24 protein-coding genes are annotated in these 23,611 nt (G+C 63.9%); 3 read left to right on the top strand and 21 right to left on the bottom strand.

The window, feature by feature from the left end:
• Positions 1 to 40: 40 nt before the first annotated feature.
• Both ACFFP0_RS20450 and ACFFP0_RS20445 read right to left on the bottom strand, forming a co-directional pair.
• On the bottom strand, positions 41 to 232 hold the full coding sequence (locus ACFFP0_RS20450; RefSeq protein WP_377264042.1) for a hypothetical protein: 192 nt from the start codon (positions 230 to 232) through the stop codon (positions 41 to 43).
• 630 nt (positions 233 to 862) lie between these two features.
• Positions 863 to 2,641, bottom strand: a complete 1,779-nt coding sequence (locus ACFFP0_RS20445; protein ID WP_377264041.1) for a LysM peptidoglycan-binding domain-containing protein — start codon at positions 2,639 to 2,641, stop codon at positions 863 to 865.
• 211 nt (positions 2,642 to 2,852) lie between these two features.
• Between ACFFP0_RS20445 and ACFFP0_RS20440 the strand changes: the two genes are divergently transcribed.
• Complete coding sequence (locus ACFFP0_RS20440) at positions 2,853 to 3,458, top strand: LOG family protein (protein WP_377264040.1); 606 nt, start codon at positions 2,853 to 2,855, stop codon at positions 3,456 to 3,458.
• A 66-nt stretch (positions 3,459 to 3,524) separates the two neighbouring features.
• Here the strand turns inward: ACFFP0_RS20440 and rarD are convergent, their stop codons facing one another.
• Complete coding sequence (rarD, locus tag ACFFP0_RS20435) at positions 3,525 to 4,436, bottom strand: EamA family transporter RarD (RefSeq protein ID WP_377264039.1); 912 nt, start codon at positions 4,434 to 4,436, stop codon at positions 3,525 to 3,527.
• A gap of 149 nt (positions 4,437 to 4,585) precedes the next feature.
• Here rarD and ACFFP0_RS20430 point away from each other — a divergent pair, with 149 nt between their 5' ends.
• Together ACFFP0_RS20430 and ACFFP0_RS20425 are read left to right on the top strand one after the other, a co-directional pair.
• Positions 4,586 to 5,461, top strand: a complete 876-nt coding sequence (locus ACFFP0_RS20430) for a protein-L-isoaspartate O-methyltransferase family protein (protein WP_377264038.1) — start codon at positions 4,586 to 4,588, stop codon at positions 5,459 to 5,461.
• Between the two features lie 129 nt (positions 5,462 to 5,590).
• On the top strand, positions 5,591 to 6,001 hold the full coding sequence (locus ACFFP0_RS20425) for a hypothetical protein (RefSeq protein WP_377264037.1): 411 nt from the start codon (positions 5,591 to 5,593) through the stop codon (positions 5,999 to 6,001).
• A gap of 76 nt (positions 6,002 to 6,077) precedes the next feature.
• Here the strand turns inward: ACFFP0_RS20425 and cimA are convergent, their stop codons facing one another.
• The 18 genes from cimA to ACFFP0_RS20335 all read right to left on the bottom strand — a co-directional run bounded on the left by cimA (position 6,078) and on the right by ACFFP0_RS20335 (position 23,570).
• The gene (gene cimA / locus ACFFP0_RS20420; protein WP_377264036.1) at positions 6,078 to 7,694 is read right to left on the bottom strand and encodes a citramalate synthase; all 1,617 of its coding nucleotides are present in this window, start codon (positions 7,692 to 7,694) and stop codon (positions 6,078 to 6,080) included.
• 94 nt (positions 7,695 to 7,788) lie between these two features.
• A complete protein-coding gene (gene pip / locus ACFFP0_RS20415; protein ID WP_377264035.1) occupies positions 7,789 to 8,748 on the bottom strand; it encodes a prolyl aminopeptidase in 960 nt (319 codons plus the stop codon).
• Positions 8,749 to 8,924: 176 nt separating this feature from the next.
• On the bottom strand, positions 8,925 to 9,395 hold the full coding sequence (locus ACFFP0_RS20410) for a GFA family protein (RefSeq protein ID WP_377264034.1): 471 nt from the start codon (positions 9,393 to 9,395) through the stop codon (positions 8,925 to 8,927).
• Positions 9,392 to 9,904, bottom strand: a complete 513-nt coding sequence (locus ACFFP0_RS20405) for a GFA family protein (RefSeq protein WP_377264033.1) — start codon at positions 9,902 to 9,904, stop codon at positions 9,392 to 9,394. Before ACFFP0_RS20405 ends, ACFFP0_RS20410 begins: the two co-directional genes overlap by 4 nt.
• Positions 9,901 to 10,392 carry a GFA family protein gene (locus ACFFP0_RS20400; protein WP_377264032.1) on the bottom strand — a complete coding sequence of 164 codons (492 nt, stop codon included), beginning with the start codon at positions 10,390 to 10,392 and terminating at the stop codon, positions 9,901 to 9,903. The genes ACFFP0_RS20405 and ACFFP0_RS20400 overlap by 4 nt, the downstream gene beginning before the upstream one ends.
• Complete coding sequence (locus tag ACFFP0_RS20395; RefSeq protein ID WP_512699795.1) at positions 10,389 to 10,772, bottom strand: endonuclease domain-containing protein; 384 nt, start codon at positions 10,770 to 10,772, stop codon at positions 10,389 to 10,391. The genes ACFFP0_RS20400 and ACFFP0_RS20395 overlap by 4 nt, the downstream gene beginning before the upstream one ends.
• Positions 10,773 to 10,805: 33 nt before the next feature.
• Positions 10,806 to 12,191 carry a cysteine--tRNA ligase gene (gene cysS / locus ACFFP0_RS20390; protein WP_377264031.1) on the bottom strand — a complete coding sequence of 462 codons (1,386 nt, stop codon included), beginning with the start codon at positions 12,189 to 12,191 and terminating at the stop codon, positions 10,806 to 10,808.
• 266 nt (positions 12,192 to 12,457) lie between these two features.
• On the bottom strand, positions 12,458 to 13,033 hold the full coding sequence (locus ACFFP0_RS20385) for a DedA family protein (RefSeq protein ID WP_377264030.1): 576 nt from the start codon (positions 13,031 to 13,033) through the stop codon (positions 12,458 to 12,460).
• A 105-nt stretch (positions 13,034 to 13,138) separates the two neighbouring features.
• A complete protein-coding gene (locus ACFFP0_RS20380; protein WP_377264029.1) occupies positions 13,139 to 13,879 on the bottom strand; it encodes an SDR family NAD(P)-dependent oxidoreductase in 741 nt (246 codons plus the stop codon).
• Between the two features lie 94 nt (positions 13,880 to 13,973).
• Positions 13,974 to 15,476 carry an amidophosphoribosyltransferase gene (gene purF, locus ACFFP0_RS20375; RefSeq protein ID WP_377264028.1) on the bottom strand — a complete coding sequence of 501 codons (1,503 nt, stop codon included), beginning with the start codon at positions 15,474 to 15,476 and terminating at the stop codon, positions 13,974 to 13,976.
• A 152-nt stretch (positions 15,477 to 15,628) separates the two neighbouring features.
• Positions 15,629 to 16,216 carry a CvpA family protein gene (locus ACFFP0_RS20370; protein ID WP_377264027.1) on the bottom strand — a complete coding sequence of 196 codons (588 nt, stop codon included), beginning with the start codon at positions 16,214 to 16,216 and terminating at the stop codon, positions 15,629 to 15,631.
• 84 nt (positions 16,217 to 16,300) lie between these two features.
• Positions 16,301 to 17,704 carry a DNA repair protein RadA gene (gene radA / locus ACFFP0_RS20365; RefSeq protein ID WP_377264026.1) on the bottom strand — a complete coding sequence of 468 codons (1,404 nt, stop codon included), beginning with the start codon at positions 17,702 to 17,704 and terminating at the stop codon, positions 16,301 to 16,303.
• Positions 17,705 to 17,955: 251 nt separating this feature from the next.
• Positions 17,956 to 18,270: a type II toxin-antitoxin system ParD family antitoxin gene (locus ACFFP0_RS20360; RefSeq protein ID WP_377264025.1), complete on the bottom strand. Its 315-nt coding sequence runs from the start codon at positions 18,268 to 18,270 to the stop codon at positions 17,956 to 17,958.
• Between the two features lie 62 nt (positions 18,271 to 18,332).
• Positions 18,333 to 19,499 (bottom strand): alanine racemase, encoded by a 1,167-nt coding sequence (gene alr / locus ACFFP0_RS20355; protein WP_377264024.1) that lies wholly within the window; start codon positions 19,497 to 19,499, stop codon positions 18,333 to 18,335.
• 125 nt (positions 19,500 to 19,624) lie between these two features.
• Positions 19,625 to 20,095 (bottom strand): DUF1801 domain-containing protein, encoded by a 471-nt coding sequence (locus ACFFP0_RS20350; RefSeq protein ID WP_377264023.1) that lies wholly within the window; start codon positions 20,093 to 20,095, stop codon positions 19,625 to 19,627.
• A 150-nt stretch (positions 20,096 to 20,245) separates the two neighbouring features.
• Positions 20,246 to 21,742, bottom strand: a complete 1,497-nt coding sequence (locus tag ACFFP0_RS20345) for a replicative DNA helicase (protein ID WP_377264022.1) — start codon at positions 21,740 to 21,742, stop codon at positions 20,246 to 20,248.
• A 253-nt stretch (positions 21,743 to 21,995) separates the two neighbouring features.
• Positions 21,996 to 22,574, bottom strand: a complete 579-nt coding sequence (gene rplI, locus ACFFP0_RS20340; RefSeq protein WP_377264021.1) for a 50S ribosomal protein L9 — start codon at positions 22,572 to 22,574, stop codon at positions 21,996 to 21,998.
• A gap of 21 nt (positions 22,575 to 22,595) precedes the next feature.
• Complete coding sequence (locus ACFFP0_RS20335) at positions 22,596 to 23,570, bottom strand: DUF2232 domain-containing protein (RefSeq protein WP_377264020.1); 975 nt, start codon at positions 23,568 to 23,570, stop codon at positions 22,596 to 22,598.
• Positions 23,571 to 23,611: the final 41 nt, after the last annotated feature.

Raw genomic sequence — 23,611 nt, 5'->3', positions numbered from 1 at the left:
TGCCGGGCGGTTTTGTCCGGGCGTGAGCCTCATCCCGGCATCAGCACGCCGGAACCTTGCACTTGTCGGCGACCTCCGCCTGTTTGCGCGGGAAGAGCACGTAGATGACGGCCGATTCCCGATTGGCATCGGTGTCCTCGATCCTTGGCTTCGATTGCTTCTTGAACGGCTTGCGCGGCCTGCGCCGGGCGGTTGCCCTGAGGGTTCGCAATGAGCTTGCTCGCTTCGACATGTATATATGCCCCCTGAATGGCGTCTCGAATGCTATCAAAGCACGTTCAGGTGACAGACACACTACGTCGAATGCCCTATCTTTCCACTTATACTAAGTCTTAAGGTCACTGTGTGCCGGCAAGGGGATGTTTGTATCATGTCCCATGATCCGTCGCTTTCGAAACCTCTTGCTGATTCTTGCGATCTCACTGGCGATGTGGGTGGCCATTATTTATGGGGCGTTCGTCTTTCTGCATGGCGCATCGTAGGCAAGCGCCGTTGTCCGCGCCGGATGGCGTTCCGGCGCGGTCGGGATCGGGAATGGGGCAGGCGGGTGTTTCGGGGTATTGGGTATTCAGGCTTTCCGCCTGCCCCGATCGCCGCAGGCATTCCGGGAGGTATAGTCAGGTCTCCCATGCCGCCTGCCGTCGATCATCACCGGAACCGAGCCTCTGGAACCCGATGAGGAGGCCGGTTCCAGAAGCCGGTTTCCCATCCGATGACGAAGCGATTGTCGCGCATTCCAGGAAGAGGGGGATGTGGCGGGGATGAAAAACAGGCCAAGTGCCTGAAAAAACGGAGAAGGAATTTTCGGGGGGCAGGAAATTTTCCCCCTCCCGGCGTGCGGGAGGGGTGAAAAGGCAGCCGCTTACGACCGCTTGTGCTGCATGCGCTCGCGATGCAGCTCTTCGGAGTCCGGCCGGTATTCTTCCGGCACGCCGAAGATCTGGCCGGGCTGGATGATGTCGGGATTGCGGATCTGGTCCTCGTTGGCGAGGTAGATCGTCGTGTAGCGCACGCCCTGGCCGTAAAGCCGGCGGGAAATCTGCCACAGCGTGTCGCCGCGGCGGATGATGACCGAATTGCGGTCGCTCGGGTTGAGCGGCTCCTGCTGGATCGTCCTGGCGCCGTTTGCGTCGGGGGCGGTCGCGGCGATCTCCACGCCAGTGAGCTCGCGGGCGATGACCGGCCCGACGGCGCGGGCGATCATCTCGCCGATCCGCTTCAGCCCGGCGCCGACGGAGGCGACGTCCTTCGGCAGCGCATCAAGCGCGGCGAGCGCCGTTGCCGCGTTCCTGGCGGTGGTTTCGGCAATGGTGCGGGAGGCCGCGGCGGCGTCTGCCGGCAGCCGGTATTCCGCGAGCGATTTCAGCGCGATGCTGGTCGCGGAACGGGCGGCGACCATCTGTTCCAGCGAGGGAACGCGGCCGCCGTCATAAAGGCCGCGCAGCAGGTTGAAGGCGCGCACCGTCTCGTTGCGCAGCTTGTCGAAGGCGCCGGCATCGAGCGCAGCCATCACGTCGCCGTCACGGGTCGCGGCAATCGCGGCGACCTGATCGCCGGCCGGCCGGTTGAAGGGAACTTCGACGCGCACCAGTACCTGGCCGCCGGCGCCGAGGGCCTCGACCGCGATCTTGTGGTCGCCGACTGCAAGGTCGGTCGTCCCCTCGATGACGAAGCTGCCGTCCGGGCCGGCCTGCGCGGTGCCGATCGGCTTGCCGTCGGCCTGTCCGCGCAGCGGCATCCCGGCCTTGGAGACACCGGCGACGAAAATCTTGCTGCCCTCGATTTCCACCGCGGTCACCCGCAGCTCGGAGGCCGTCGCCGCAGGCGCCGGTGAATTCGGCCCGGAGGCTCCCAGGGCCGGTGTTCCCATGACTGGTGCCCCCATGACCGGTGCCCCCATGACCGGTGCCCCCATGACCGGCGCGGAGGAGGCGAGGCCGGAGGAACCGGCCGGCAGGGAAGGCAAGGCGGTCTGGGCTTCCGCCGCCGGCGCGACGGGTGCGGAGGACGGCGAAACAGCCGTAGTTTGGGAGGGCGCCGCAGGCTGGCCGGGCATGGCGATCACACGGCTCGCCTTGCCCGGCTTGGTGACCATGGCGAGAAGCTTGCCGCCCTTGTCCGCCGGGACGGAAACGGTGGCGGTCTCCTCGGACATCGTCGCCTTGCCGTCCTTGCCGGTGGCCTTCAGCACGAGCTCATGGTCGCCGGGCGGCAGCGGATTGTCGAGAACCGCGGCGAAATCTCCGCTCGGGCCGACATTCACCTTGGCGACGACGGAAGCGCCGTTGGTGATTTCAAGCGTGGAATTGGGTTCGGCGCGGCCGGCGATCACGGTCGAGCCGTTCGGCTCGACACGCAGCACGTCGAAGGAGGGCGAGGTGGCCGCGGTCGCCTGCTGCTGCGCGGCCTGGCCTGCCGCCTGCGGGGCCGCGGCCTGTCCGGCGGGTTTTGCGGTGTCCGGCGTCCCGGCGGCCTGCTGCGCGCCGGTCACGGCGTCCTTGACGGTGCTGCCCGCGGCATTGATCGCATCGGCAACCGGCTTCGCATCCTGATTGATCCTCGGCAATACGAAGAACACCATCAGCAACGATGCGATGGCGAGTACGATCAGGGCCAGCCAGCCGGCGCGGTTTCTCATCATCATGCCTCTCCCGACGGGGTCCGAAGTCCTTGCTCCTCAGGGATTCGGATCAAAAGAACGATGCCTGCCGTCGTATAACCGGATTAACCCTTTCCTCCTGCATTCACAAGCTTTTCACACGATAAACCCTTGCTCTTCCGGGCATTTCCCGTCAATTTCGGCGTTCGGGCCTGTTCCCGCCCCGCCTTGGAATGCCTTACGGAGAAAACTCTTGCCGATTCGATCCATCTGCGTTTATTGCGGCTCGCAGCCGGGGCGCGACCCTGCCTATATCGCGGCGGGCCGCGCGCTTGGAAAATCCATCGCCGCCCATGGGCTTCAGCTTGTCTATGGCGGAGGCACCAAGGGCATCATGGGTGCGGTCGCATCCGGCGTTCTGTCGAACGGCGGCCAGGTCACCGGCATCATCCCCGAATTTCTGGTCGACATGGAAGCCACGCGTCATTCGCTGGGCCAGCTCAACGAGCTGATTGTGACGGAGGACATGCATGCGCGCAAGCACAAGATGTTCGAGCGCGCTGACGCTTTCGTGACCCTGCCCGGCGGCATCGGCACGCTGGAGGAGATCGTCGAGATCATGACCTGGGCGCAGCTCGGCCAGCATCGGAAGCCGATGGTCTTCGCCAATATCGGCGGTTTCTGGGACCCGATGCTCGATCTTATCCGCCACATGCGCGAACAGGGTTTCATCCACCGCGCCCATCTCGTCCAGCCCATGGTCATCTCGCAGGTGGACGACATCATCCCGGCGATCCTGGAAAAGGGCGAGGAGCGCCCTCCGTCCGACGGCGAGGATGCGGTGATTTCCAAGCTATGAGGCGCGGCATGCATGAAGACGGCAAGCTGAAGCCTGCCGGGTAAATCTCTTTTCACGCGACGGGCTTCAGCGCCCGCGCGTCTGGGCCAGCATCGACCAGGTGTAGAGAACGAGCGCGGCCCAGATCAGCACGAAGGCGCCGAGCTTCGTGGTGCTCAGCGGTTCGTGGAAGACGAACACGGCGATGAGGAAGATCATCGTCGGGGCGATGTATTGCATGATGCCGATCGTCGAGAGCTTCAGGAGCTTTGCGCCATTGGCGTAGATCATCAGCGGTCCGGCGGTGACGATGCCGGCGGCGCTCAGGATGAACGTGTCCCAGCCGGTCGAATGGAGAAGATGGCCCTGGCCGGTCGCCTCCAGCCAGATCACGTAGGGCAGGCAGGGGATGCTGATCAGCAGCACTTCCAGGAAGAAGCCCTGGTTCGGGCCGATCGGCAGTGTCTTGCGCAGGAGCGCGTAGATGCCCCAGGTGACCGTCAGCCCGATCGACACCCAGGGCAGGCCGCCGGCATCGATGGTCAGGATCGCGACCGCGGCGGCCACAAGGCCGATCGCCGCCATCTGCGCCGGCGCCAGCCGCTCCTTGAGGATGACGGCGGCGAGGAAGATGCTGAAGAGCGGATTGATGAAATAGCCCAATGCCGCATCCAGCGCGCGGCCGGCGGCGACCGCCCAGACGTAGATGCCCCAGTTGGCGCCGATGATGACGGCCGTGAGCGCGGCCATGGCGAGCATGCGCGGGTTCCGGAGCGCGGCCTTGAGGTCGCCGGTGCGGCCGAGCAGCAGGAGCACGACGCCCGCAAAGGGCACCGACCAGATGGCACGGTGCGCCAGCACTTCCAGCGAGGGAATATGGGCGACGGCCTTGAGATAGAACGGCAGGAAACCCCAGAGGAAATAGGCCGCGAGCCCGAAGGCGAAACCGCGCGGCGTGTCCTCGTTCCTGACGATATCCGGAGCGGTGTCGGTGGCCATGTGGGTGTTTCCATATATTGTTCTGTTTATTTCCGATCTAAACGAATAGGTTTAGCCGAACCAATTCATTTCGGTGAAGGAACCATCGCGTGTCGCGATGCTGTAACCTTGCGGATGCAGGTTGGTCGTTTGTTGCGGTGGAGGGTCGAATGGCGTTCGAGGATGAGCCGGCGCACCGGCAGATTTATGCCCGGCAGATATTGGCGAAGGCCGGAATTGCAAGGAACGACAGGCTTCTCGGCGCTTTCGCGAAGGTTCCGCGCGAGGATTTCGTCGGGCCGCCGCCATGGGTCTACAACGACTTCCGCAATTATCGCGAAATGGCATCCGCCGATCCCGTCGTCCTCTACCAGGATGTCCTGATCGGGCTCGACACGAAGCGCGGCGTCAACAACGGCATGCCCTCGCTGCATGCGGCGGGGCTCGATGCCCTCGGCGTGCGGGAGGGAGAGACCGTCGTCCATCTCGGCGCCGGGGCGGGTTATTACACGGCCATCATCGCCGAACTGGCCGGGCCTTCTGGCCGGGTGATCGCGATCGAATATGACGAGGCGCTGGCGGCGAGGGTGCGAAAGAGCCTCTCCGTTTATCCGAACGTGGAGGTGGTGCAGGGCGACGCGACCGAATGGCCGAAAGAGGACGTCGACGTCGCCTATGCCAATTTCGCGCTCGACCATCCGCCGGCCGCCTGGATCGACAATCTGGCGATCGGCGGGCGGCTGCTGTTCCCGCTGGGCATCCCGGCGGTCGAGAACGGCCGGCCGACCGGCTTCACCCGCCGGGCCGGCTTTCTGATGATCGACAGGCGGCGCGCGGAGAGTTTCGGCGCGAAATTCCTGCAGCCGGTCTCTTTCGTCTGGGCGGAAGGGCAGGAGCCGGCGCCGGGAGGGCGGCATGAGGCGCTGGCCGAAGCCTTCCGCAGTCGCCGGGGATATCAGGTGCGCAGTCTCCGCTGGCGGAAGCCGCCGGGAGAAAACGAGTGGTACGCCGAGGAGGATTGGGGGCTTTCGTTCGAGGAGGCGTGAGCGGAGAGGGGCGCATGGTCCGCCATGGAGGCGTCCGGAGACATCGGTCTCGTACGAGTTCGCGCACGGGACAAGCTCGACGCAGGGTTTGCATGCGATGTGATGGCTCCACTTCAGGGAGAGATAATCATGACAACAATTGGCTCAACGTCCTATTTTTCAGCATTGCAGCGTTACACCGGAGCGGATCGGACGAAGTCTGGCGCCGATTCCGCCGATCGGACGGCACAACCGGCCGCATCGTCAAGCCAGACGCAGTCCGCCAGGCTGACCAGCCTGCTGAAAGAGGCAGAGGATCTCCAGAAGAAGCAGGCGCGCATGTCAAACCGGGACTACCTGCTGGCCAGTTTCACGCTTCAGGAGCAGATAGCGGGCGAAAGGCTCAAGGCCGGCGAAGACCTCGACACGATCCGTGTGCAATTCGAAGGCCGCACTTTCAACCTCGCAGGGAAGATACTGGACACGGCCTCGCTCGAATTCACGAAAGTGTCCGGCACCGAGAAGGTGCAGCTCGCCAGGCCCAGGAGCTTTACGATCTAGGCCGGCTGCCTGCCTCCCCTGCGCGGCGGCCATGCCCGTCGCGCCGGCATGGCCCGGGGGCCGCGCCAGCCCAGCCTCACTCCGCCGCGATCTTGCCCGCCAGTTCGCGGTTCTTCATCAACTTGTAGATGACGGAATCCATCAGCGCCTGGAAGGAGGCGTCGATGACGTTCTCCGACACGCCGACCGTCCACCAGCGCGCGCCGCTGCTGTCGGTGGATTCGATCAGGACGCGGGTGATCGCTTCCGTTCCGCCATTGAGGATACGCACCTTGAAATCGGCGAGTAGCAGGTCGTCGATCTCGTGCTGGTATTTGCCGAAATCCTTGCGCAGCGCCCGGTCGAGTGCGTTGACCGGGCCATCCCCTTCCGCGACCGACATCAGCGTCTCGCCGTCGACCGCGATCTTCACGACCGCTTCCGAGACGATTTTCAGGCGGCCGTGGGAATCGAAACGGCGCTCCACCATCACCCGGAACCCTTCGATCGAGAAGAATTCCGGGATCGTGCCGAGCGTGCGGCGGGCGAGCAGCTCGAAGCTCGCATCGGCGCCTTCATAGGCATAACCGGAAGCCTCGCGCTCCTTGACGATGGAGATCAGCCGGTCGAGCTTGGGGTCGTCCTTGGCAACCTCGATGCCGCGTCGCTTGAGCGCGTTGATGAAGTTCGACTTGCCACCCTGGTCCGACACCATGACCTTGCGGAAATTGCCGACGCTTTCCGGCGTCACATGCTCGTAGGTACGCGGGTCCTTCAGAAGCGCCGAGGCATGGATGCCGGCCTTGGTGGCGAAGGCCGACGCGCCGACATAGGGGCTCTGGTGGTTCGGCGAGCGGTTCAGGAGTTCGTCGAAGGCGTGGCTGAGATTGGTGAGCCCGGTCAGCCGTTCGGTGTCGATCGCCGTCTCGAAGCGGCTGGAATAAAACTCTTTCAGGGCGAGCGTCGCGATCAGCGTCACCAGGTTGGCATTGCCGCAGCGCTCGCCGATACCGTTCAGCGTGCCCTGGATCTGACGACAGCCCGCCTCTATCGCCGCGAGCGAATTGGCGACCGCCTGGCCGGTATCGTCATGGGCGTGGATGCCGAGCGACGAGCCCGGTATGCCCGCGGCGATCACCGCCTTGACGATCTTGCGGATTTCGTCCGGCTGCGTGCCGCCGTTGGTGTCGCAGAGCACGACCCAGCGGGCGCCGGCCTCGTGGGCCGTGCGCGCGCAGGCAAGCGCATAGTCCGGATTGGCCTTGTAGCCGTCGAAGAAATGCTCGCAATCGACCATGGCCTCCTTGCCCGCCTGGCGGGTGGCCGCGACGCTGTCGCGGATCGATTCCAGGTTCTCCTCGTTGGAACAGCCGAGCGCGACGCGCACATGGTAGTCCCAGCTTTTCGCGACGAAACAGACCGCATCGCTCTCGGCCTGCAGCAGCACCGCAAGACCCGGATCGTTGGACGCGGAAATGCCGGCCCGCTTCGTCATGCCGAAGGCGACGAAGGCGGATTTGTCCGTGCGCTTCTGGGAGAAGAAGGCTGTATCGGTCGGGTTCGCGCCGGGATAGCCACCCTCGACATAATCGATGCCGAACGCGTCCAGCATGTCGGAAATGGCGATCTTGTCCTCGACGGAGAAATCGACGCCGGGCGTTTGCTGCCCGTCGCGGAGCGTGGTGTCGAAGAGATAGATGCGTTCGCGTGTCATGGGTGCTCCTCCTGGAGCGGCATTATTCTTCTGTCGGCGGCGTCACCCCCTCTGCACGGCAGGGCAGAGGGGGTATCCCTGGTCACCATCGGGATCAGGCCTTCCCCGCAAACCGGTCCGTAGCGCGGATCAGCCTGTCGGTGATGCCCGGCTCCGAGACCGCATGGCCGGCGCCTTCGATGATGTGGAAATCCGCGTCCGTCCAGACCTTCGAGAGCTGCCAGGCGTATTTCAGCGGGCAGGGCATGTCGTAGCGCCCGTGCACGATGACGCCCGGAATGCCCTTGAGCTTCACCGCGTCGCGCAGAAGCTGCCCATCCTCCAGCCAGCCCGCATTCATGAAGAAATGGTTCTCGATGCGCGCGAAGGCGAGCGCATAGCGATCCTCGTCGTGGGTTGCAGCAAGCTGCGGGTCCGGGAGCAGCGTGATGGTGGAGCCCTCCCAGACGCTCCAGGCCTTGGCGCAGCGGATCTGCTCGGCCTTGTCCTCGCCGGTGAGCCGGCGGTGATAGGCGGCCATCATCTCGTGGCGCTCGGCTTCCGGAATGGGCGCGACGAAGGCCTCCCACTTGTCCGGGAACATTTCCGAGACGCCGAACTGATAATACCAGTCGAGCTCGGGCCTCGTCAGCGTATAGATGCCCCGCACCAGAAGCTCGGTCACGCGCTCGGGATGGGTTTCCGCATAGGCGAGCGCCAGCGTCGAGCCCCAGGAGCCGCCGAAGACCTGCCATCTTTCGACGCCGGTCATCTTCCTCAGCCGTTCGATATCGGCGACCAGATGCCAGGTCGTGTTGGCTTCCAGGCTGGCATGCGGCGTGGAGCGGCCGCAACCGCGCTGGTCGAAGAGCAGCACGTCGTAAAGCGCAGGATCGAAGAGCCGCCGTTGGTTCGGATTGCAGCCGCCGCCCGGTCCCCCATGCAGGAAGACGGCGGGTTTTGCGCCGCGCGTGCCGACCCGCTCCCAGTAGATCGCATGGCCGTCGCCGACATCGAGATGGCCGGTCTCGAAGGGTTCGATCTCGGGATAGAGGCCACGCAGTGATTCAGTCATCAAAAAATCCTTCGTCAATCTCTCCGCCCTGCCGGCGGTGTAAAAAAGAGGCGACCCGTCACCTCAGGAATGCATAGGCCAGGATCGCCCCCGTGATCAGCACGACGAGGATGCCCTTGGCGATCAGTCCGTAGAGCAGCCATTTCGGCATCTTCAGGTTCGGGTCGCCCGTCATCTCACAAGCCTTTCGAAGGCCATGCATCCGTGTCGTGGTCCGGATGCTGGAAGGAGATGATCTGCTCCTGCCGCACGTAATAGTCCGCGTCGTTGTGGACGGGCTGGTCGAAGATCGTTTCCACCCACGGTATGCGGGACGCGTAGTTCACCTGGATCTTCGGCGCCAGGTCGTCACGATTGTCGAAGGAGCCGATCGAGAGTTCCAGCCCGCCCGGATGGCGATAGGTGAGGGGCGTGCCGCAGTTCTCGCAGAAGCCGCGGTCGATATTGACCGAGGACTGGAAGTATTTGGGTTCGCCGCGGGTCCATTCGACGCCGTCCTTCGGGGCGCTGACGAGCGGCCCGAAGAAACCGCCGAAGGCCTTCTGGCACATGCGGCAATGGCAGATCGAGGCGCGCCCGAGTTCGCCATGGATGCGGAAGCGCACGGCGCCGCACTGGCAGCCGCCTGTTTTCGGGGTTTCGCTCATTGCCTCTTCTCCTTCTGCCAATCCATTGGCTGCCAGTCTTCCGGCGGCCAGGTTTCCGTGTCGTGATCGGGATGCTGGTACGAGACGATGTCGCTCAGGAAGGGAGCGGAATCGATATCGTCCATCGTGTGGCGCTGTGGCAGCGTGTGCAACCGGTCGACGAAGGGCAGCTTGCCCTCCACGCCGAACTGGATAACCGGCGGCAGCGAGGCGGGATCGTCGAAACTGCCGGCGGAGATCGCGATGCCGTCATCCGCCTCATAGGTCATCGGCGTGCCGCAATCCGGGCAGAACCCGCGCCGCACATGGTTCGACGACTGGAAATACTTGAGCGCGCCGCGCGTCCAGGCAAGGTTGGCCTCGCCGACCGCGACCAGCGGCGCGTAATAGGCGCCGAAGGCCTTCTGGCACATGCGGCAATGACAGATCGAGGAATCCAGCGGCTCTCCCTCCAGCCGGAAGCGGATGCCGCCGCACTGGCATCCGCCGGTTCTGACGATTGCGTTCATGACCTTGCCTCCCGTTCCTCAGGCGGCCAGCTTTCCGTGTCGTGATCCGGATGCTGGCGGCTGCTCGCCGCCACCTTCTTCTCCTCGTCCGGCGTCATGTCCATGCCGGCATCGTGCGGCAGGCCGTCGAGCGCGCCGAACCAGAACATCTTGTGCGCAAGATTGGTCTGCAGCGCCGGCCTGACGCCCTGCGGCGCGTCCAGCGAGCCCAGCGTGATGCTGATATGGTCGCTGCCGCCGTCATAGAAGAGCGGCGTGCCGCATTGGACGCAGAAGCCTCGCCGCACGGTTTCGGAGGAGTGGAACCACGCCGGCTCGCCGCGGGTGAAGGAGAAGTTCTCCCATTTCACGCCGCCGAGCGGCATGAAATAGCTGCCCGCCGCCTTCTGGCACATGCGGCAATGGCACAGATGCGGAAACCCGATCTCGCCGGTCGCCCGGTAGCGCACCGCGCCGCACTGGCACCCGCCGGTAAGGATGATGGTCATGAGCCGGCCTCCTCAACGGTTCTCACGATATGAAGACAAACGTTGTCCACGTCCTTCAGAACGTCGTCGGTCCAAAAACGCAGGACCGTCCAGCCATCCTTTTGCGGACGTCGGGTACGATTGTCGTCGTAGCGAAGATCGACATCGTTACCGTGCTGCGATCCATCGACTTCCACGATCAGATGATGGGTAGGGCAGGCGAAATCGACGATATAGCCGGCGACCGGCCTCTCGCGCCCGTAGCCGCAGACCTTCACGCCATGGGTATATTCGGTTGGCACCATGTGGAGAAGCGCGGCGCCGGGCGGCGCGAAGGCTGCGTCGCAGAAGGTCCTGGCCCGGTCGAAATTCCCGACCCTGATGCCCATGTGATCGATCATCGCTCTTCTCCTCCAGGCAACAGGTGAAGCGCCCTAGCGCTTCACCTCCCAGGTCGTGACGCGTTCGCCGGTTGCCGGGTCCTTGCCGTCCTTGAGCTGGATGCCCTCGGCGACGAGTGTATCGCGGATCTTGTCGGCCTCGGCGAAGTTTTTCGCCTTCAGCAGTTCAAGCCGCGCCTTGACGCGCGTGTCGATCTCGGCGGCGACCGCCTCGTCGATTTCCGTCTTCTGCGGCAGCACGCCGATCAGCGCGGCGCTGGCCGCAAAGACCGGTAGCAGCGCCTTGTCGGCATTGGCTTCCTGGGCCAGGCCGTGCAGCGCCTGAACGGCGGCGACCGTATTGAGATCGTCCGCCAGCGCTTCCAAGACGGTGTCGCAGGGCGCGGCGTCCGACAGGTCCGCGGCGGGCCATTTGGCGAGCAGCCGCTCGGCCTCCTCCAGCCGCTTCACGGAAAAGTCGATCGGCTCGCGATAATGCGTCATCAGCATGGCAAGCCGCAGCACCTCGCCCGGCCACTTGCGGCCGCCGAAGGTTTCCGTGTGCAACAGGTCGTATATGGTGATGAAGTTGCCTTCCGACTTCGACATCTTGCGGCCTTCGACCTGCACGAAGCCGTTGTGCATCCACACATTCGCCATCACCTCCGTGCCATGGGCGCAGCGCGACTGGGCGATCTCGTTTTCATGATGCGGGAAGATGAGGTCGAGCCCCCCGCCGTGGATGTCGAAAACCTCGCCGAGATAACGCCCGCTCATGGCCGAGCACTCGATGTGCCAGCCCGGACGGCCGCGGCCCCATGGGCTTTCCCAGCCGGGCTCGTTGTGGCTGGAGAGCTTCCAGAGCACGAAATCGCCGGGATTCCTCTTGTGCGCATCGACGGCGACGCGGGCGCCGGCCTGCTGCTCGTTGAGCGGGCGCTTGGAGAGCTGGCCGTAGTCGCGCATCGATTTCGTGTCGAACAGCACTTCGCCGGCCGCCACATAGGCATGGCCCCGGGCGATCAGCTTTTCGATGATCCCGGTCATCTGGGGGATGTTGTCGGTGGCGCGCGGCTCGACGGTGGGCGGAAGGCAGCCGAGCGCCGCCACATCCTCGTGGAACTGCGTCTCGGTCCTTTCCGTGACCGCGCGGATCGCCTCGTTGAGCGGCAGGCCGGGATGGTCCCTGAGCGCGCGGGCGTTGATCTTGTCGTCCACGTCGGTGATGTTGCGTGCGTAGGTGACATGGCTTTCGCCATAGACATGCCGCAGCAGCCGGAAGAGCACGTCGAAGACGATCGCCGGCCGGGCATTGCCGATATGGGCATAGTCGTAGACCGTCGGGCCGCAGACATACATGCGCACGTTCCGGGCGTCGATCGGCTTGAATTCCGCCTTCTCGCGGGTCAGCGTATTGTAGAGCTTGAGCGAAAAGCTCATCGAAAAATCTCCCGAAAGTCTCCCCGTCGGTCTCCAAAAGGGGGCAAGCGCCGGTGCCGGACCGGGTCGTTTGTCTTCAAGGCTTTTCGAGAGACGAAAACGGCCGGGCCAGCGCATGCGCTAGCGAATAATGATCCCGCAGATGGAAATCGCCGTCTTCATGGAGCGAGGTTATGGCGCGGAGGAGGGGTTTGGTCAAGGGGCTGTGCGAAGCGCGAAAGGTTTAAGACCCATGGACTGCGCGTTTTCGAAAGCACGCAGCGGAGTCATGCGCCTTGCGAGGCTTTCGACAGATATTTCCGACCGATGATCGCGGCAAAGGCGATGACGAGAAGAATGGCCGCGAGCGCGACCAGCAGGTGGTGGTGCAGCCTCAGCCGTCCGAAAAGGGCTTCGACGGCATTGCCGAGCAGATAGCCGACCGCGGTGATGACCGTGCCCCAGAGGGCGGCGGCGATGAAATTGAGCAGCAGGAAACGCCATGGGGAAATGGACGAAAGGCCGATGGCAACCGGGCTGATGATCCTGATTCCGTATATGAAGCGAAAGGACAGGATGAATCCTGTCGGATAGGTCTCCAGAAGGTGGGCGACACGCTTCATCATTTTGGACGCGATGAATTTTCGAACGAAGCCCAGCCTGCTGGCGTAGCGGCCCGCGAAGAAAAAGAGCTGATCGGCCGCGAACGATCCGAGAGAGGCTGCGGCGGCCGCCTGCCAGTCCGGCATCAGGTGGCGGTGCGCGAATATCCCGCCGAGGAATGCGGCGGTCTCGCCCTCGGCGCCGGCGCCGATGAAGACGGCCAGCGCACCGTATTGTGTGATGAATTCTGCCAGCGACAATGAAGAAAACGCCCCGGTACTCGCGATGTGGCGTGAGATTAGGCCCCTCCCTCCGGCGCGGCAAGCAGGAATGGCGTCCGCCCGCGGCGGTTCAACCGGCGCAATTCACTCAGGCGACTTGAAGTCCACGAACGTGTTGTCGCGCACCACGAACAGCCGGCCGCTTTCCGTCATCCCGGGCGAGGCGAGGAAGAGGATCTTTTCGGCGACTTCTGAAGGATGGGGCAGCGTCTGGGGATCTTCGCCGGGCATGGCCTGGGCGCGCATCGCCGTGCGGGTCGCGCCGGGATTGACGATGTTGACCTTCAGCGACGTATGGCTGGTCTCCGCCGCCCAGATGCGGCCCATGGTCTCGACCGCCGACTTGGAGATCGCATAGGCGCCCCAGAAGGCGCGGGGATTGCTGGCGACGCCGGAGGACAGGATCAGCGCGCGTCCCGCATCGGACTTGACGAGCAGCGGCTCGACCGAGCGGATCAGCCGCCAGGTGGCCGTAACGTTGGTGGTGATGACCTTCTCGAAGACTTTCGCCTCGATATGGCCGAGCGGAGAGATGACGCCCAGGATGCCGGCATTGGCGACGAGGATGTCGAGCTTGCCCCAGCGCTCGAAGATCGAGGCGCCGAGCCGGTCGATCGCAGCCATGTCGGTGATGTCGAAGGGGACGAGGGTGGCGGTGCCGCCGACTGCCTTGATCGCGTCGTCGAGTTCTTCCAGTCCCCCCACGGTGCGGGCGGTGGCGATCACATGCGCGCCGGCCCTCGCGAGCGCGAGCGCCGTGAAATAACCGATGCCGCGCGATGCGCCGGTGACCAGCGCGATCCTGTTCTTCAAATCGATGTCCATCCTGCTCGTCTCACGGTTTCACGGCATAAAAGAAGGCTGCGTTGCCGCAGCCTTCTAGTCCGTTTGTCGGCGAATGCAAACTGATCCGTTTGTCTCACCCGTTGCTGGCGAGAACCGAAACCTTCCGTCCCATCGATTCCCCGTCCTTGTCGAGCAGGCGGGTCGGATAGTCGCCGGTGAAGTAATGGTCGGTGAACTGCGGGCGGGCGTCGTTGCGGTCCTCGTCGCCGACGGCGTGATAAAGGCCGTTGATCGACAGGAATTGCAGCGAGTCCGCCCCGATATAGCGGCACATCGCCTCCAGGCTGTCATATTGGTTGGCGAGCAGCTTTTCCCGGTCCGGCGTGTCGATGCCGTAGAAGTCCGGATAATAGATCATCGGGCTCGCGACCCGGAAATGCACTTCGCGTGCGCCGGCATCGCGGATCATCTGCACGATCTTCAGCGACGTCGTGCCGCGCACGATCGAATCGTCCACCAGGATGACGCGCTTGCCCTCGATCATCGCCCGGTTGGCGGAATGCTTGAGCTTGACGCCGAAGGCGCGAATCTGCTGCGTCGGCTCGATGAAGGTGCGGCCGACATAATGGTTGCGGATGATGCCGTACTCGAAGGGGATGCCGCTTTCCTGCGCATAGCCGAGAGCGGCGGGCGTGCCGCCGTCCGGCACGGGCACCACGACATCGGCTTCGACGGGCGCTTCCTTGGCGAGGTTGATGCCCATGTTCTTGCGGGCGACATAGACGCTGCGGCCGCCGACCACGGAATCGGGACGGGCGAAATAGACGTATTCGAACAGGCAGAGCCGCTCCGGCTGGCCATTGCCGGCCTTGCGGGCATCGATGCTGATCGACCCGTCGGGCTGGATTTCGCAGATGATGACCTCGCCGTTCTCCACGTCGCGGACGAATTTCGCGCCGATGATGTCGAGTGCGCAGGTCTCGGAACAGAAGATCGGCTTGCCGTCGAGCTCGCCCATGACGAGCGGCCGGATGCCGATCGGGTCGCGGGCGGCGATCAGCTTGGTGCGCGTCATGGCGACCATGGCGTAACCGCCTTCCATTTGGCGGATCGCGTCGATGAAGCGGTCGGCCGTCGACGTATAGCGGGAGCGGGCGATGAGGTGGAGGACCACTTCGGTATCGGAAGTGGACTGGCAGATCGCGCCGCCGGCGATCAGCTGCCGGCGCAGCGTCAGCCCGTTGGTGAAGTTGCCGTTATGGGCGATCGCGATGCCGCCCACTTCCAGTTCGGCGAACAGCGGCTGCACGTTGCGGAGCGCCACCTCGCCGGTGGTGGAATAGCGATTGTGGCCGATGGCGATATTGCCGGGCAGCCGGGCAAGCGTGGCCGGATCGGTATAGTGGTCGCCGACAAGGCCCATGCGGCGTTCCGAATGGAAGCGCAGGCCGTCGAAGGAAACGATGCCGGCGGCTTCCTGGCCGCGATGCTGGAGCGCATGGAGCCCGAGCGCGGTCAGCGTCGCCGCATCGGGATGTCCCAGGATTCCGAAAACGCCGCATTCCTCGCGAAGCGTGTCCCCATCCCATTCGTGGACGCTTCTTCCGTCGAACGCCCCAGAAACCGGCTCACTCATCTTGGTTCCTTATCCTTTCGGACAACTTGTCCCTTTCGGAAAAACGGAGAGGCGGGCCGGAGAAAGCGTCCCCCGGGCCCAGCCCGTTTCATGTCATTTCGAATGTTACCACAAATGGTGACGTTTTGCGCCGCATCAAGCGCAACAAAGCGTCAATTATTTGTTGCCGGCGCATCCTCTGCCGGCGGCTGATCCTGACCCGGTGCGCCTTCCGCGGGCGCTGCCTCGCGGCCCATGATGCGGGCGCGGATCTGCGGCTCGATATCGTCGGGCAGCACGGCCTCGAGGCGCGCCACCAGCGTGTCGAGGAACGGCTTGGATTTCGCATGCGTGACCCAGGCCGGCTGCGCATTGGCGGCCACCAGCCAGTTCCAGAAGGCGACGGCGACGACGAGCAGCAGGATGCCGCGGGCCGCGCCGAACAGGAAGCCGAGCGTCCGGTCCAGCGCGCCGACGCGGCTGTCGATGATGAAATCGGCGATCCGGGTCGTGATGAAGGAAATGACGATCAGCGCGATCAGGAAGATGATGCCGGCGGATGCGGCGATCGCGATGCGGTCGTCCGCCGTGTAGTTCTTCGCATAGGGAAGCAGCAGCGGATAAAGGTAATAGGCGGCGGCGACAGAGCCCACCCAGCTTGCGATCGACAGCACTTCCCGCGAGAAACCGCGAACCATGGCGAGCACGGCGGAAAACAGCGTCACGCCGATGACGATACCGTCGAAAATCGTAATGGGCATATATTACTCCAAGACTTGCCGGATTACGCCCGGCACCCCGCCTCAAGGCAGCCGTCATACAACAGCGGACCTGTTAACGGAAGATCAATCATCCTCCGGCGCATTTCCCAGCCTTTTTGCCGAACCGGCGATCCGCGCCACCAGGTCCGGCAGGTCGTCGATCTCGGTCCAGCGGCTCGCCGTGCCCTTGGGCACTTCGGCGGATGCAGCCGGAAGCATCGCTCCGGAAAAGCCGAGTTTCTCAGCTTCCTTAAGGCGTTGGGCAGTCTGGGAGACTGGCCGCACCGCCCCCGAGAGGCTGATTTCGCCGAAATAGACGCAATCGGCGGGCAGGGCAAGACCGGCAAGAGAGGAGACGAGCGCGGAAGCGACCGCAAGGTCGGCCGCCGGTTCCGAGATGCGATAGCCGCCGGCCACGTTCAGATACACGTCATGCTGGCCGAGCCGGACGCCGCAATGGGCCTCGAGCACCGCGAGAATCATCGAAAGCCGCGAGGAATCCCAGCCGACCACGGCGCGGCGCGGCGTGCCGAGCGAGGTGGGGGCGACCAGCGCCTGTACCTCGACCAGGACCGGCCGGGTGCCCTCCATGCCGGCGAAGACCGCCGCGCCCGGCGCCTTGGCGTTGCGTTCGCCCAGGAAGAGTTCGGATGGATTGGAGACCTCCCGCAACCCCTTGTCGGACATTTCGAAGACGCCGATCTCGTCGGTCGGCCCGAAGCGGTTCTTGACCGTGCGCAGGATGCGGTAGTGATGGCCGCGGTCGCCCTCGAAATAGAGGACGGCATCGACCATGTGCTCGACGACGCGGGGACCGGCGATCTGGCCTTCCTTGGTGACGTGGCCGACGAGAACCATGGCCGAACCCGTCTGCTTGGCGAAGCGGATCATCGCCTGCACGCCGGTGCGCACCTGGGTGACGGTGCCCGGCGCCGAATCGGCGGTATCGCTCCAGAGCGTCTGGATGGAGTCGATGATGACGAGATCGGGCCGCTTGCCTTCCGAGATGGTGGCGAGGATGTCTTCCACATTCGTCTCGGCGGCGAGCAGCACGTCCGAATCGGCCGCCCCGAGCCGCTGGGCCCGCAGGCGCACCTGCGCCACGGCCTCTTCGCCCGAGACATAGACGATCCGGTGGCCGCGGCGGGAAAGGGCGGCCGCTCCCTGCATCAGCAGGGTCGACTTGCCGATGCCGGGATCGCCGCCGACGAGCACCGCCGAACCGCGCACGAAGCCCCCGCCGGTCGCCCGGTCGAGTTCGGAAATGCCGGTATGGATGCGCGGCGCATGTTCGGTTTCGCCCGAAAGCGTGGTGAGGGCCACGGCGCGGCCCTTCTTCGGCGCCCGGCCCGGCCCGCCGCCGATGCCGCCCATCGGGTCTTCCTCGACGATGGTGTTCCACTCGCCGCAGCCGTCGCATCTGCCGGCCCAGCGGTTGTGCACCGTGCCGCAGTTCTGGCACACGAATTGGGTCTTTGTTTTCGCCATGAGGTCAGGTTTCGTCTGTCTTGAAATCGTCGGAAGAGACTTTTTGACGACCGTGGAGAAATATGGAGCACAGTCAATTTTCTTTCCTCGACAAGGAAATAGATGCACCGTTTTCGATAGGGAAATGCTCTCAAACCCGGAATGAAGTCGCGGGGTACACCAATTACGCCGAGCCCTGCCATCCACTTGATTTTCGCGTTGATGTCATCGAGCAGACGCCTGGCCGCCACCGGGTTAACTGGGCAATATACTCATAGATGCCGAGAAGATCGTTCAGCGCCCTTTGGGACATTACCAGTCGGCGCGACCGCATTCTTCCGTTCCTCCGCCATCTTCAGGATATGCGCCGTAAGCTCTTCGGCGCTTTCGAACTGCACCACGCGGCCGGCTTCGACATCATCGATCCCTTCTTGGATAAGACGGCTCAGTTCCTGTAACTCGCCTTCCTCGCTGCCGAGCAGGCGCAGTCCTGCCGCCACGACCTCGTCGGCATCCTTGTAGACTCCGGTTTTCACCTGCTCCTCGATGAAAGCCCTGTCCTCGTCGCTGAGATGGATCTCGGTCATTTCGATCTCCTTTTGTTCTCGTATAGCACAGTGGATTTCGGCTTCCAAGCCTTCCACACAGCCTAGCTGTCGGGATAGACATACCGCCGTTCGTAGCGCAGTCCGAGGCCAGTCAGGAGTTCATAGCCGATCGTCCCTGCGGCGCGGGCGACGTCGTCGAGCGGCATGTTGGGGCCGAAGAGTTCGATATAATCGCCGGCGCGGATTTCCGAAGGGGCGATGTCGGTCACGTCGAAGATCGTCAGGTCCATGGTGATGCGGCCGACCACCGGCACCTTGCGGCCGGCAACGAAGCCGAAGGCGCCGTGTTCGACCACCTGGCGCAGCGGCACGCCTGACCCGGAAAGCGAGCGCAGGTAGCCATCGGCATAACCGGCGGCGGCAATCGCCAGGCGGCTGTCGCGGGAAAGCTGATGGGTGCCGCCATAGCTGACCGTCTCGCCTTTCTTCGCGTCGCGGATCTGGATGATGCGCGCTTCCGCACGGGCGACCGGCTTCATCGGGTTCGGCTCACCGGCCACGGCCTCGCCGCCATAAAGCGCGATGCCGGGCCGGGTAAGGTCGAAGCGGTATTCCGGGCCCAGGAAAATTCCCGCCGAGGCGGAGAGACTTGCTTCGATTCCTTCGAAAGCCTCCGCAACCCTCCGGAATGATTCGAGCTGGCGACGGTTGAGGTCGGAAGACGGCGTGTCGCCGTTGTGGAGATGCGACAGCACCAGCACGGGAGAGAAGCTGGCGGGCCGCGAGACGTCGTCGGCGAATGCGATCGCCTCTTCGGGCGGCAGGCCGAGCCGGTTGAACCCCGTATCCACCTGCAGCGCGCAGGGATGGTCGCCGTGTTCGGCGGTCACCGACATCCAGAAGGCGAGCTGCTCTTCCGAGGCAAGCACCGGCACCAGTCCGTGTTCGTAGAAAATCGCTTCCTGCCCCGGCCAGATGCCGGAAAGCACATAGATACGGGCATCCGGCGCATAGGCGCGCAGTGTCGCACCTTCCTGGGCCACGGCGACGAAGAAATCGCGGGCGCCGGCCTCGTAGAGAGCGGTGCCGCAATCCTCGATTCCGAGCCCATAGGCATCGGCCTTGACGACCGCCGCGGCGCGCGCCCTGCCGGATCGTCGCGCCATCTCCCGCCAGTTGTCGGCAAGCGCTCCGAGATCGACCGTCAGCCGGACGGGCGCGACATCGAAGTCGTCGGAGGCGGAAAGGTCGGTTTCGAACTCGGTCATGGAAGCTCACCGGCGGTAGGGACTGTTGCTGCGATCCTAGCGGTTTCGAGGGCGGGAAAAAGGCCGATCCGCGAAATTCCTTCGCGCTGCACAATCTTTTGGGCCGTGCGGATGCCCTGCACCGCTTACAAACGTTCACCGGGCAACTGGCTGGCCTGCCTTATCCAATCGGTGAACTGGCCTTCGTCGAACTCCTCGTCCTCCCGGATGTCGAGATAGCGCACCTCCTTGTGCTTGGAAGCGCCGGGGGGAACGGGATGCAGGGACGTGCCGCGGAAGAAGGTCACCTTGACGTATTTCGTAAAGCAATGGAAAGCGACGAACCAGCCATCACCCTCCATGCCATAGAAGGGCGTGTTCCATTTGACGGCCTTGCTCACGCCGGGGACGGTATGGGCGATAAGCGCATCGAGACGGCGCCCGAGGTCGCGTTTCCAGCCCGGCATGGCCGCGATATAGGCCTGTACCGGGGCATCGCCATAGCCCTTCGCAATCTGGGGATTGCCGCCCGAAAGCAGGATCGGCTCTGTCGAACTCCGCTTGGCGACAGGTTTTTTAGTGGCCCTCGTCGGTTTCCTGGGTGTCTCGTCGGCCATTGCAGTCACTCCAGCGATAAATGATGCGTGTGGATGGCTGATGTTAGAGCGCGAATTCGAATTGCCCAGCACCTCACCGCAAGAGGGGCCGGCGTCGAGCCGAAGCCGGCCGCGATTTGCGGAGCGGGGGCCGACAAGCGAACCGTGGCCTCAATGCTCCTCGTACTGCGTGAAGCTCGGGTCGGCAAGATCGGCGAAGCGGGTGTATTCCGACTGGAAGGCGAGTTTCACGGTGCCGGTCGGCCCGTGGCGCTGCTTGGCGATGATTACGTCCGCCGTGCCCTTCACCTTGTCCATATGCGCTTCCCATTCCGCGTATTTCGGATCGTTCGGATCGCGCGGCTCCATGTTCTTCACGTAATATTCCTCGCGGAACACGAAGAGCACCACGTCGGCGTCCTGTTCGATCGAGCCGGATTCGCGAAGGTCGGAAAGCTGCGGGCGCTTGTCGTCGCGGCTTTCCACCTGACGCGAGAGCTGCGACAGCGCGATGATCGGCACGTTCAGTTCCTTGCCGAGCGATTTCAGGCCCGTGGTGATCTGGGTGATTTCCTGCACGCGGTTGTCGCCGGATTTGCCCGCACCCGTCATCAGCTGGATATAGTCCACCACAAGGCAGTCGAGACCGCGCTGGCGCTTCAGGCGTCTGGCGCGGGCGGAAAGCTGGGCGATCGAGATGCCGCCGGTCTGGTCGATGAAGAGCGGCACCTTCTGCATCATCTGGGAGCAGGCGACAAGCTTTTCGAAATCGGCCTCGGTGATGTCGCCGCGGCGGATCTTCGAGGACGAGACTTCCGTCTGCTCGGAGATGATGCGGGTCGCGAGCTGTTCGGACGACATTTCGAGCGAATAGAAGCCGACGACGCCGCCGTTTTTGGCCTTGAACGTGCCGTCGGGCATCACTTCCGGCTCGTAGGCGGCGGCGATGTTGTAGGCGATGTTGGTGGCAAGCGAGGTCTTGCCCATGCCGGGACGTCCGGCGAGCACGATCAGGTCGGAGCGCTGCAGCCCGCCCATCTTGTTATCGAGCGACATGATGCCGGTGGAGATGCCGGAAAGGTGGCCGTCCCGCTCGAAGGCCGCGCCCGCCATGTCGATGGCGAGCGCCACCGCATCGTTGAACGACTGGAAGCCGCCGTCGTAGCGGCCGGTTTCCGCAAGCTCGAAGAGCCGGCGCTCCGTATCCTCGATCTGCGTCTGCGGCGGCATGTCGAGCGGCGCGTCATAGGCGATGTTGACCATGTCCTCGCCGATGGTGATCAGCGCGCGGCGCAGCGCCAGGTCGTAGATCGCCCTTCCATAGTCCTCGGCATTGATGATCGACACGGCTTCGGCCGCGAGGCGGGCGAGATATTGCGCCACCGTCAGGTCGCCGACCTTGTCCTCGGCCGGCAGGAAGGTCTTGATCGTGACCGGATTGGCGGTCTTGCCCATGCGGATGATGTCGCCCGCCACCTCGAAGATCCTGCGGTGCAGGGGCTCGTGGAGATGGACGGGTTTCAGGAAGTCGGAGACGCGGTAATAGGCGTCGTTGTTGACCAGGATCGCGCCGAGCAGCGCCTGTTCGGCTTCGATATTGTTCGGAGCTTCGCGGTAATGCGGCTCTGCCGGCTGCAGGTTGGCGAGCTTGCGCACTGCGTCGTTCATGGTTTTGCCTATCCGTCCTGTCGCTCGAAAGGTTCGGTTTTAGAGATTCGCGGCTCAGGGTGATACGGCAATCGGGATTACCTACCGCTATCCACAGACCGGATCGAAAAACGTGGCCCGGCCACAAATCCGTTTGACTGTGGCAATTCGCGAATCACCCTTCCTTTTCAATTTTACGACACTGGAGCGGGCAAAAAAACAAACGCCCGGGCCTTTCGGACCGGGCGTCGGAAAACAGGTTGTCGCGAAGCGATCAGGCTTCGTCTTCTTCCCCGCGATCGGCTTCCGGATCGAAGAAATCTTCCGGACGCAGGGCGTCTTCGTCGACGCCGTAGATGGCTTCGGCGGAGGTAAGGCTTTCACCCTTGGCCTGGCGCTCGGCTTCCTCCGGCGAACGGGCGACGTTGATCTCGACCGAGATTTCGACTTCCGCATGCAGGTGCAGCGTGACCTTGTGCAGGCCGATCGACTTGATCGGATGGTTGAGGTCGACCTGGTTGCGGCCGATGTTGAAGCCTTCGGCGGCGAGCGTCTCGATGATGTCGCGGGCCGCGACCGAGCCGTAGAGCTGGCCGGTTTCGCCGGCGGAGCGGACGATGATGAAGGACTTGCCGTCCAGCACTTCGGCAACCTTCTGGGCTTCGCCCTTGCGTTCCAGGTTGCGGGCTTCGAGCGTGGTGCGCTCGGCTTCGAAACGCTTTTTGTTGGCGTCGTTGGCGCGCAGCGCCTTGCCCTGCGGCAGCAGGAAGTTGCGGGCATAACCGTCGCGAACCTTCACGACTTCGCCCATCTGGCCGAGCTTCGGCACGCGTTCAAGCAGGATGACTTGCATGGTTGGTTTCCTTTCTAGGTCTCAATTCTTGTTTTCGTCGGGATTGGCCGGGCTTCTCGCCGGAGTGAGCGCGATCGTCCGCCGCGTATCGGACAGGCCGAGCACGAGGATGGCGAACGCCGGCAGGAGAAGCATGGAGGACAGGTAGCAGAGGACGAGGACCGGCACGCGCCAATCCTTGCCCTGGCTGCGGAAATGGATGGAGGCGAAGCCCGCCATCAGAAAGCCGGCGCCGAACGTGCCGCAGATGACGGCGCCGATCATCGCCGGTACGCCGCCCAGGAAGGTGAGCACGATGCCGCCGAGGAAGATGAAGATCGCATGCCGGTTCATGCGAAGCGCGGATGGCATGTCCTCGCGCGGACGCAGCGCCCGGCCCGAGCGGGAGACGATGCGCACGGCGATGTAGAAGGCCGCGAACAGCAGCATGACCCAGATGCCGCCCTGCACCAGCGGCAGCATCAGCACGATCATCGCCTTGGTCTGCTCCATGCCCGCCGGGTCTGGCGTGAAGGCGGGTTCCTGCGCCTGCAGCGACGACATCATGGCGTCGACCATCTGGCCGGTGAGTTCCGGGCCGTAGCCGATCGCCACGCCGAGCGCGATGACTGCGATCGTCACCAGGCCGCAGAGATGCAGCAGGATGTCCGAGATCGGATACCAAGCCATCAGGTTGTCCGGGCCGCCGAGTTCGGAGGCCGGGCGCGCCAGGTTGGCGAGATGCGATAGCCAGCCCGCCGGGATCAGCGTGAAGACCGCCATCGCGAGCGCGAAGTAGGGCGAGACGAAAATGGCCCCCAGCACGGCGGCCGACAGGATGCCGAGAATGGCGGCGCGATTGCCCCAGCCGAGGCCGGCGATCAGGACAGGCAGCGCGGAGGCGGCATAGAGGATGGACGAAAAAGACGGCTGCGCATTCGCACCCAGCACGAGCAGGGTGGCGGCAATGCCGGCAAGAATGCCGATCGGCAGCACATTCTGGTTCTTGTTCGTCACGGTCTCGCTGTCCTGCCTGTTCAAGCAGTTAGGGGAGGCGG

This window comes from Neorhizobium puerariae (assembly GCF_042429745.1).
Taxonomy (GTDB): Bacteria; Pseudomonadota; Alphaproteobacteria; order Rhizobiales; family Rhizobiaceae; genus Neorhizobium; species Neorhizobium puerariae.
The sequence above is the reverse complement of the archived record's forward strand: the minus strand, read 5'-3'. Positions and strand labels throughout refer to the sequence as shown.